Here is an 11,120-nt window from a genome sequence, read left to right on the forward strand (position 1 = left end):
TGAAGCATATGTTGGGTCTTAAGCATATCGAAGACATAGGGTTCCTTTCTGCTATGCAGGAGGGAATTTTATTTCACTCGATAGTAGATCATAATTTTAGGGGATATTTGGTTCAAATAGGATTTAACATTAACAATACTATTTTTCAAATCGAATTATTCGAGCAAGCTTTTAATTTGGTAATCCAAAAATATAATATCCTAAGATCAGTATTTGTATTTGAGGAAGTTAGCAAACCCTTACGAATTACTGCAAAAGAAAAAATAGCCCAGATTCATTATGAAAACATAGCCGATCTTGAAGAGGATGAGAGAAGGCAATATATTAAAGAGTTCCAGAAAAAAGATAGGGAAAAGGGATTCGATCTTAGCAAGGATCTGCTGATGAGGCTGTCGGTGATTCAGACGGGAAAGGAAACGTACAGAGTGATCTGGAGTTACCATCACATCATCATGGATGGCTGGTGCACGGGGATCGTTCTGGGAGATTTGTTCAAGTATTACGTTCAATTGAAAAGCGGTCAGCGCGTGGAGTTGGAAAAAGCGTATCCGTACAGCGATTACATCCAGTGGCTGGGGGAGCAGGATCAAGAAGAGGCGCTGGAGTACTGGGAGAACTACTTGAGGGGTTATGAGCAACAGGCAAGCGTACCGGCGCAGCGGAAAGGCGAAGGAAACGGGGAGTATCGGCAAGAGGAAGTGATCGTCACCGTAGGGGAGAAGGAGAGCGGTCAATTGAACAGGATCGCCCAAACGTACCAAGTGACGATCAATACGATGATTCAGGCGATCTGGGGGATTTTGCTGCAAAGGTACAACCAAGCGAGCGACGTGGTGTTCGGTTCGGTAGTCTCGGGAAGACCTGCGGAAATTGAAGGCGTGGAGAAGATGGTGGGGTTATTCGTGAACACGATTCCCATTCGAGTGTACGCAGAGCCGGAGGAGCGATTTGCAGACCTGGTGCAAGGGATGCAGCACAGAGCGCTAGCCTCGGAGAAATACGACTACGTATCATTAGCGGATGTGCAGGCGAAGAGCCAGGTGAAGCAAGGATTGCTGGATCACATCATGGTGTTTCAAAATTTCCCTATAGGTGAAGAGCTGAAGAATCAAACGGACGGGGAAGGGTTAGGCTTTGAGATAGAGGGAGTCGAAGCGTTCGAGCAGACGAACTATGACTTTAATATCACGGTCATTCCGGGGAAACAGCTGACGTTTAAAATGAATTACAATGCAAAGGCGCACGATCAGGAGTTTATCCGGAGAATTGGGCAGCATCTGGAGAGAATTATCCAGCAGGTAGTGAAGCATCCGGAGCTGCGGATTCAAGAGCTTGATATCGTAACAGAAGAGGAACGGGAGCAGGTATTGGTGTCGTTCAACAAGACGGAGGCACCATACCCGAGGGAGAAGACAATTAGTGAACTGTTCGAGGAACAGGTGGAGAAAACTCCTGGGCAAGTAGCAGTGGTATACGAAGGGCAGGAGTGGACGTACGAAGAGCTGAATGCCAGATCGAACCAAGTGGCGCGAATGCTGCGCAAGCACGGGGTAGGGACCGAAACGATCGTGGGCATTATGGTGGAACGCTCGCTGGAGATGATGGCCAGCATCTTGGGCATCCTGAAGGCAGGAGGAGCGTATTTGCCGATTGACCCGGACTATCCGGTAGAGCGGATTGCGTACATGCTGGAGGATAGCGGGACGAAGGTGCTGCTGACGCAGAAGCGGCTGACGGACCGAGTGGCATTTGACGGAAGCATCGTGGCGTTGGATGAGGCGGGCGTATATGCAGAGGAAGAGCGCGGGAATATCGCGGGCGAGCATACGGCCGCTAGTTTGGCGTACGTGATTTATACGTCGGGGTCCACCGGGAAACCGAAAGGGGTACTGGTGGAGCATGCGAGTCTAACCAACATGTTGTCAGCGATGCAGCAACGGTATCCATTACAAGCAACCGGAGCTTATCTATTAAAGACTGCCTATACGTTTGATGTATCGATCACGGAGTTGTTCGGATGGATACTAGGGAACGGCCAACTGGTGATAGCCAAGCAAGGTGCGGAAAAGGATTGGGCCAAACTGGAAGAGGTGATCGATCGTCATTCAATCACGCACATCAACTTCGTTCCCGCGATGTTGCAATTGGTGATGAACGACGGTGTAGAACAAGAGAAGGTTAGGAAGCTGGAGTACGTGTTCGTGGCAGGAGAAGCGCTCCCTAGCGATTTGGCGAACAAGCTGAACGAATTATGGCCGGACGTCAGCGTGGAAAATATGTACGGTCCGACGGAAGCGACCATCTATGCAACGCAATATGCCCTGGGAAAGAAGGAGGGAGTCCACGTCCCGATCGGAAAGCCGCTGCCGAATACACAAGTGTATGTGCTGAGTGGAGCGAACCGGTTGCAGCCTATCGGAATTGCGGGCGAGCTATGCATAGCCGGAGATGGGTTGGCACGAGGGTACTTGAATCGTCCGGAGCTGACGAAGGAGAAGTTTGTGGAGAACCCGTTTGTACCGGGAGAGAGGATGTACCGGACGGGGGACTTGGCAAGATGGCTTCCAGATGGGAACTTGGAGTACTTGGGCCGGATCGATGAGCAGGTGAAGATCCGTGGCTTCCGGATTGAGCCGGACGAGGTGCGTCAGCAGCTCATGAAGCATGAAGCGGTGGAAGACGCAATCGTCGTAGCCCGGAAGGAAGAAGAAGGCGAAGCGTACTTGTGCGCGTATGTGGTGACGGAAGAGGAGTTGCCGGTGTCGGTATGGCGCAAGCATGTGGGAGAAAGCTTGCCGGAGTATATGATTCCGTCCTATTTCGTGCGTATGGAGCACTTGCCGCTGACGCCAAACGGGAAGGTGGACCGCAAGGCGCTGCCAGCACCGGAAGGAGCGGTACACACGGGCGTGGAGTACGTCGCACCGCGAAACGACGTAGAGGCAAAGCTGGCGGACATCTGGTCGGAAGTGCTCGGCATGGAGCGCATAGGCGTCTGGGACAACTTCTTTGAGCTGGGGGGACACTCGCTGAAAGCGATGATGCTGGTGTCGCGGATTCACCAGGAGCTGCAGGTGGAGGTGCCGCTGCGCGAAGTGTTCGGGCACGCGACGATCGCAGCGATAACGGGTTACTTGCAGGAAGCAGAGAAGAAAGTATATACCGCGATAGAGCGAGTGGAAGCGAGAGCGTTTTATCCAGTGTCGCCGGCACAAAAACGGGTGTATGTGGTCCAGCAGTTGGAAGGAGCAGGAGTCAGCTACAATATGCCGACGGTGCTGAAGCTGGAAGGAAAGCTGGACCGGGGACGTCTGGGTGTGGCTTTGCAAACGGTGGTGAACCGGCACGAGGCATTGCGCACGTCCTTTGACATGGCTGACGGGGAACTGGTGCAGCGGGTACACGCGGAAGTGGAACTGGCCGTATCGTACGAAGAAGCGAGTGTTGCGGAAATGGAACTGGCCGTAGCGTACGAAGGAGCGAGCGTTGCGGAAATTGAACCGGCCGTATCGTACGAAGAAGCGAACGTTGCAGAAATGGAACTGGCCGTAGTGTACGAGGAAGCGAGTGTTGCGGAGATCGGGCGTTTGATCGAAACGTTCATCCGTCCGTTTGATCTGAGTCAAGCACCGTTACTCCGGGCAGGAATCATACAGCTAGGGAAAGAGGAGCATGTGCTGGTGGTGGACATGCACCATATCATCTCCGACGGGGTGTCGATCAACCTGTTCCTACAGGAGTTCATGCAGGCGTATGAAGGACGAGAGCTTGGGGAGCCGGGCATCCAGTACAAGGATTATGCGGTATGGCAGCAGGAGCGGATCCGGAAGGGAGAGATCGAGAAGCAGGAGCAGTACTGGCTGGGAGCGTTCGCAGGAGAAGTGCCGGTGCTGGAGCTGCCAACGGATTATCCGCGTCCGGCTGTGCAGCAGTTTGAAGGTTCCAGCGTAGGATGCGAGCTGGGAGAGGAGTACAGCCAGAAGCTGGTGAAGCTGTCGCGGGAGCGAGGAGCGACGCTGTATATGACCTTATTAGCGGCATATACCGTGCTGCTGTCGAAATATACAGGGCAAGAAGACATCGTGGTGGGAACGCTGATTGCGGGAAGAGGACACGCCGACCTCGGTGAAGTAATGGGGATGTTCGTGAATACGCTGGCGCTGCGAAACCGCCCGGAAGGGGAGAAAACGTTCGTATCGTACCTGGAGGACGTGAAAGCGCAGGTGCTGCAGGCGTATGAGAACCAGGAGTATCCGCTGGAGGAGCTGGTGGAGAAGCTGGGTGTACGGAGAGATTTGAGCCGGAATCCGCTGTTTGATACGTTGTTCGCGCTGCAAAACATGGAGATGAAAGAGTTCGGTCTGGAAGGGCTGAAGGTAAGCCCGTACGGATACGAAGGGAAAATTTCGAAATTTGATGTAAGCCTGCAGGCCGCCGAAGGGGAAGGAAAGCTCTACTTCCATGTGGAGTACGGAAGCAGGCTGTTCCGCCAAGAAACGATGGAGAGATGGAGCAGCCATTGGCTGAGGCTGCTAGAGCAAGTGGCGGATCAGCCGGAGATTAAGCTGTCGGACATTGAACTGCTAACAGAAGAGGAACGGGAGCAGGTGCTGGTGTCGTTTAACAAGACCGAGGCGCCGTACCCGAGGGAGAAAACGATTAGCGAGCTGTTCGAGGAACAGGTAGCAAAGACACCGAAGCAAGTAGCAGTGGTGTACGAAGGACAGGAGTGGACGTACGAAGAGCTGAATGCCAGATCGAACCAAGTGGCGCGAATGCTGCGTAAGCACGGGGTAGGGTCCGAGACGATCGTGGGCATCATGGTGGAACGCTCGCTGGAGATGATGGCAGGCATCTTGGGCATCCTGAAGGCAGGAGGAGCGTATTTGCCGATTGATCCGGACTATCCGTCAGAGCGGATTGCGTACATGCTGGAGGATAGCAGGACGAAGGTGCTGCTGACCCAGAAGCGGCTGCAGGAGCAATTGACGGATCGAGTGGCGTTTGACGGAAGCATTGTGGCGTTGGATGAGGCGGGCATATATGCAGAGGAAGAGCGCGGGAATATCGCGCGCGAGCATACGGCCGCTAGTTTGGCGTACGTGATTTATACGTCGGGGTCCACCGGGAAACCGAAAGGGGTACTGGTGGAGCATGCGAGTCTAACCAACATATTGTCAGCGATGCAGCAACGGTATCCATTACAAGCAACCGGAGCTTATCTATTAAAGACTGCCTATACGTTTGATGTATCGATCACGGAGTTGTTCGGATGGATACTAGGGAACGGCCAACTGGTGATAGCCAAGCAAGGTGCGGAAAAGGATTGGGCCAAACTGGAAGAGGTGATCGATCGTCATTCAATCACGCACATCAACTTCGTTCCCGCGATGTTGCAATTGGTGATGAACGACGGTGTAGAACAAGAGAAGGTTAGGAAGCTGGAGTACGTGTTCGTGGCAGGAGAAGCGCTCCCTAGCGATTTGGCGAACAAGCTGAACGAATTATGGCCGGACGTCAGCGTGGAAAATATGTACGGCCCGACGGAAGCGACCATCTATGCAACGCAATATGCCCTGGGAAGGAAGGAGGGAGTCCACGTCCCGATCGGAAAGCCGCTGCCGAATACCCAAGTGTATGTGCTGGATGGAGCGAAGCTGTTGCAGCCAATCGGAATCGCGGGCGAGCTGTGCATAGCCGGAGATGGGTTGGCACGAGGGTACTTGAACCAACCGGAGCTGACGGAGGAGAAGTTTGTAGAGAACCCGTTTGTGCCTGGAGAGCGGATGTACCGAACAGGGGACTTGGTCAGATGGCTGCCGGACGGGAATCTGGAGTATTTGGGGCGGATCGATGAGCAGGTGAAGATCCGTGGTTTCCGGATTGAGCTGGGAGAAGTACGCGAGCAACTGATGAAGCATGAAGCGGTGGAAGACGCGGTCGTCGTAGCCCGGAAGGGAGAAGAAGGCGAAGCGTACTTGTGCGCGTACGTGTTAACGGAAGCGGAGCTGCCGGTGTCGTCCTGGCGCAAGCATATGGGCCAAAGCTTGCCGGAGTATATGATCCCGTCCTACTTCGTACGTATGGAGCAGTTGCCGCTGACGCCAAACGGGAAGGTGGACCGCAAGGCGCTGCCAGCACCAGAAGGTGCGGTACACACGGGCGTGGAGTATGTCGCACCGCGAAACGACACGGAGGCGAAGCTGGCGGACATCTGGTCGGAAGTGCTCGGCATGGAGCGCATAGGCGTCTGGGACAACTTCTTTGAGCTGGGGGGACACTCGCTAAAAGCGATGATGCTGGTGTCGCGGATTCACCAGGAGCTGCAGGTGGAGGTGCCGCTGCGCGAAGTGTTCGGGCACGCGACGATCGAAGCGATGGCGGGCTACTTGCAGGAAGCAGAGAAGAAATCATATACCCCGATAGAGCAGGTGGAAGCGAGAGCGTATTATCCGGTGTCGTCGGCACAAAAACGGGTATATGTGGTCCAGCAGCTGGAAGGAGCAGGAGTCAGCTATAATATGCCAACGGTGCTGAAGCTGGAAGGAAAGCTGGACCGGGGTCGTCTGGGTGCGGCCTTGCAAACGGTGGTGAACCGGCACGAGGCATTGCGCACGTCCTTTGATATGGCTGACGGGGAACTGGTGCAGCGGGTGCACGCGGAAGTAGAACTGGCCGTAGCGTACGAAGAAGCGAGCGTTGAGGAAATCGAGCGTCTGATCGAAACGTTCATCCGTCCGTTTGATTTGAGTCAAGCACCGTTACTCCGGGCAGGAATCATACAGCTAGGGAAAGAAGAGCATGTACTGGTGGTGGACATGCACCATATCATTTCCGACGGGGGATCGATCAACCTCTTCCTACAGGAGTTCATGCAGGCGTATGAAGGAAGAGAGCTTGGGAAGCGAGGAATCCAGTACAAAGATTATGCGGTATGGCAGCAGGAGCGAATCCGCAAGGGAGACATCGAGAAGCAGGAGCAGTACTGGCTGGAATCATTCGCAGGAGAAGTGCCGGTGCTGGAACTGCCAACGGATTATCCGCGTCCGGCTGTGCAGCAGTTTGAAGGTGCCAGCGTAGGATGCGAGCTGGGAGAGGAGTACAGCCAGAAGCTGGCGAAGCTGTCGCTTGAGAGAGGAGCGACACTGTATATGACCCTGCTTGCGGCGTATACCGTGCTGCTGTCGAAATATACAGGGCAAGAAGACATCGTGGTGGGAACGCCGATTGCGGGAAGAGGACACGCCGACCTCGGTGAAATAATGGGGATGTTCGTAAATACGTTGGCGCTGAGGAACCGCCCGAAAGGGGAGAAAACGTTCGTTTCGTACCTGGAGGACGTGAAAACGCAGGTGCTGCAGGCGTATGAGAACCAGGAGTATCCACTGGAGGAGTTGGTGGAGAAACTGGGGGTACGGAGAGATTTGAGCCGGAATCCGCTGTTTGATACGTTGTTCGCGCTGCAAAACGTAGAGATGAAGGAGTTCGGTTTGAAAGGGCTGAAGGTAAGTCCGTACGGTTACGAAGGAAAAATTGCGAAATTTGATGTGAGCGTGCAGGCCGTCGAAGGGGAAGGGAAACTCTACTTCCAGATGGAGTACGGAAGCCGGTTGTTCCGCCAAGAAACGATGGAGAGATGGAGCAGCCATTGGTTGAGGTTGTTAGAGCAGGTGGCGGATCAGCCGGAGATTAAGCTGTCTGACATTGAGCTGCTAACAGAAGAGGAACGGGAGCAGGTGTTGGTGTCGTTCAACGAAACGGAAGCACTGTACCCAAGGGAGAAGACGATTAGCGAGCTGTTCGAGGAGCAGGCGGAGAAGACTCCTGGGCAAGTAGCAGTGGTGTATGAAGGGGAGGAGTGGACGTACGAAGAGCTGAATGCAAGGTCGAACCAAGTGGCACGCGTGCTGCGTAAGCATGGGGTAGGGACCGAGACGATCGTGGGCATCATGGTGGAACGCTCGCTGGAGATGATGGCCGGGATCTTGGGCATCCTGAAGGCAGGAGGAGCGTATTTGCCGATTGACCCGGACTATCCGGCAGAGCGGATTGCGTACATGCTGGAGGATAGCGGGACGAAGGTGCTGCTGACCCAGAAGCGGCTGACGGACCGGGTAGCGGCGTTTGAAGGAAGCATCGTGGTGTTGGATGAGGTGGGCGTATATGCAGAGGAAGAGCGCGGGAATATCACGCGAGAGCATACGGCCGCTAGTTTGGCGTACGTGATTTATACGTCCGGGTCCACCGGGAAGCCGAAAGGAGTCATGGTGGAACAGCGCAATGTTGTCCGGTTACTGTTCAACGACAAAAACTTGTTTGACTTTGGCGATACGGACACCTGGACGTTGTTCCATTCGTTCTGCTTCGATTTTTCCGTGTGGGAAATGTACGGGGCGTTGTTGTACGGAGGGAAGCTGATCGTGGTACCTCAACAGACAGTGAAAAATCCACAACAATTCCTTCAATTACTGAAGGATCAACAAGTAACCATACTGAATCAAACGCCGATGTATTTTTATCAGTTGCTGCATGAAGAAGGAAGAGAGGTTGGAGAGAAGCTAGCCGTAAGGAACGTAATTTTCGGAGGAGAGGCGTTAAGCCCATCCATATTGAAAGAGTGGAAAAGGAAACAGCCAGATATACGATTGATTAATATGTATGGAACAACAGAAACGACAGTGCATGTTACCTACAAAGAAATCACTGAAGTGGAGATTGCTCAAGGGAAGAGCAACATTGGGAAACCGATACCAACCTTGAGGGCTTATATACTGGATAAGCAGCAGCGGATACAACCTATAGGTATACAAGGGGAGTTGTATGTTGCAGGAAAAGGAGTGGCACGAGGGTATTTAAACCGTCCGGAGCTGACGGAGGAGAAGTTTGTAGAGAACCCGTTTGTGCCTGGAGAGCGGATGTACCGGACGGGTGACTTAGCCAGATGGCTGCCGGACGGGAACCTGGAGTACTTGGGTCGGATCGATGAGCAGGTGAAGATCCGTGGCTTCCGGATTGAGCTGGGAGAGGTGCATGAGCAGCTCATAAAGCATGAAGCGGTGGAAGACGCGGTGGTCGTGGCCCGGAAGGGAGAAGAAGGCCAATCGTACTTGTGCGCGTACGTGGTGACGGAAGAGGAGCTGCCGGTGTCGGCATGGCGCAAACATATGGGAGAAAGCTTGCCGGAATATATGATCCCGTCGTACTTCGTACGTGTGGAGAAGCTGCCGCTGACGCCAAACGGGAAGGTGGACCGCAAGGCGCTGCCAGCCCCGGAAGGGGCGGTACACACGGGTGTGGAGTACGTCGCGCCACGAAACGACGTGGAGGCGAAGCTAGCGGACATCTGGTCAGAGGTGCTCGGTCTGGAGCGCATAGGAATCCGGGACAACTTCTTCGAGCTGGGAGGAGACTCGATCAAGGCGATTCAAATCAGCGCTCGTTTGCATAAACAACAGTTGAAGCTGGAAATCGCGAACTTGTTCCTGCATCCGACGATTGAAGACGTGAGTCTGTATGTACGGCAGGTAGAGATGAGCATCGATCAAGGTCAAGTGAAGGGGCAGGTGGAGCTCACCCCGATTCAGCGATGGTTTTTCGAACAAGACTTCCAAGCGAAGCATCATTGGAATCAGTCGATGATGGTATATAGGCAGGAAGGCTTCAACAGCGAGGCGCTGAGGGAGATCTTGCAGGAACTGGTGGCCCACCATGATGCGCTGCGAATGAGGTATGAGGGCGAAGGAGACAGCGTCGTTCAAGTTAACGCAGGGATCGAAGGGAACGAAATTGAGCTGAGCGTCGTGGAGATCGTCGGGGATGCAGAGGAAGCGGCCAGACGGATCGAGTCGGAGTCGGAGCGTCTGCAAAGCAGCTTGAACCTGCAGTCGGGCCCGCTGATGAGAGGCGGCTTATTCAAGACTAGTGAAGGAGACCACTTGCTGCTGGCGGTCCATCATTTGGTGATCGACGGAGTTTCATGGAGAATCCTGTTCGAAGATTTGGCGATCGGGTATGAACAGAAGCTGGCGAATGAGGAAGTGAACTTGCCGGAGAAGACGAACTCGTACCAACAGTGGTCAAAGGAACTGAAAGAGTATGCAAACAGCAGGAAGTTGCTAAAGGAGAAGCCGTATTGGAAAGCGGTGGAAGAGGCGGAGATTGCAAGACTGCCGAAGGACGAGGAGGTTGAAGCGAAAGGGAATACATGGGGAGAGAGCCGGATCGAGATCGTGGAGTTCACGGAAGAAGAGACGGAGAAGCTGCTGAGAAACGTGCATCAAGCCTACCATACGGAGATGAATGACATCCTGCTGACGGGATTGGCACAGGCCGTGGAAGAGTGGACGGGAGAAGGACGAGTAGGGCTGACGCTGGAGGGACACGGAAGGGAAGAGGTCATCAAGGGAGTGAACGTGAGCCGAACGGTGGGCTGGTTTACGAGCATGTATCCGGTGGTGTTGGAAATCAAGGGAAGGGAAGAACTGGGGAATCAAATCAAGCAGGTGAAAGAAACGCTGAGAAGGATACCGAATAAGGGGATCGGGTACGGGATTCTGAAATACGTGACGGAGAAGGAAAAAACCCGGGACCTGGAATTCAAACAAAGACCGGAGATTAGCTTCAACTACTTGGGGCAGTTTGACACGGAGATGAGAAGCGGTGTATTTGAAGGCTCCGGGATGCCGATGGGAAGCACATTTCATCGAGATTCGGAACGAGTACACAGGTTGGACATAGGCGGCGCTATTATGGGAGGCAAGTTGCAGATGAGCATCCAGTATCCAGGAAGAGAGTACCGGGAAGAGACGATCAAGGGATTGCTGGAGAGCTACCGAGATCACCTGCGCCGGATTATCGAGCATTGTGTACAAAAAGAGGATGCCGAAATGACTCCTAGTGATTTAAAAGATAATGAACTTACGTTTGAGGAGTTGGAGTACATACTTGATATGACAAAAAACGTACAAAGATGAAAGGTTATGTGCCAAAAAGTGATGATTCTTGATTGAATGGATAAATTAGCGCCGTTTTTTGAGAAGTAATGTATCAGTTTTTAAGATTTTATTTTCCTCTTCCAGATCAAGAATTCGCTTCTGGAGGTCACGTAACGTGTAAGCGTA

At 53.4% G+C, this 11,120-nt stretch carries 2 protein-coding genes and 2 pseudogenes; all 4 read left to right on the forward strand.

What is annotated here, in order from left to right; genetic code table 11:
* Window positions 1-53 precede the first annotated feature (53 nt).
* Window positions 54-2,819, forward strand: a pseudogene (locus tag UB51_RS29585) (non-ribosomal peptide synthetase); the annotation flags it as partial.
* Window positions 2,726-3,013, forward strand: coding sequence for a hypothetical protein (locus UB51_RS28765; protein ID WP_234405698.1), 288 nt, complete (start codon window positions 2,726-2,728; stop codon window positions 3,011-3,013). The pseudogene UB51_RS29585 and the gene UB51_RS28765, both read left to right, overlap by 94 nt.
* Window positions 2,979-3,077, forward strand: a pseudogene (locus UB51_RS29590) (phosphopantetheine-binding protein); the annotation flags it as partial. The gene UB51_RS28765 and the pseudogene UB51_RS29590, both read left to right, overlap by 35 nt.
* Window positions 3,078-3,227: 150 nt before the next feature.
* Complete coding sequence (locus UB51_RS07430; protein ID WP_445322370.1) at window positions 3,228-10,973, forward strand: amino acid adenylation domain-containing protein; 7,746 nt, start codon at window positions 3,228-3,230, stop codon at window positions 10,971-10,973.
* The last annotated feature ends 147 nt before the right edge of the window (window positions 10,974-11,120 follow it).

The organism is Paenibacillus sp. IHBB 10380 (genome assembly GCF_000949425.1).
Lineage (GTDB): Bacteria > Bacillota > Bacilli > Paenibacillales > Paenibacillaceae > Paenibacillus_AQ.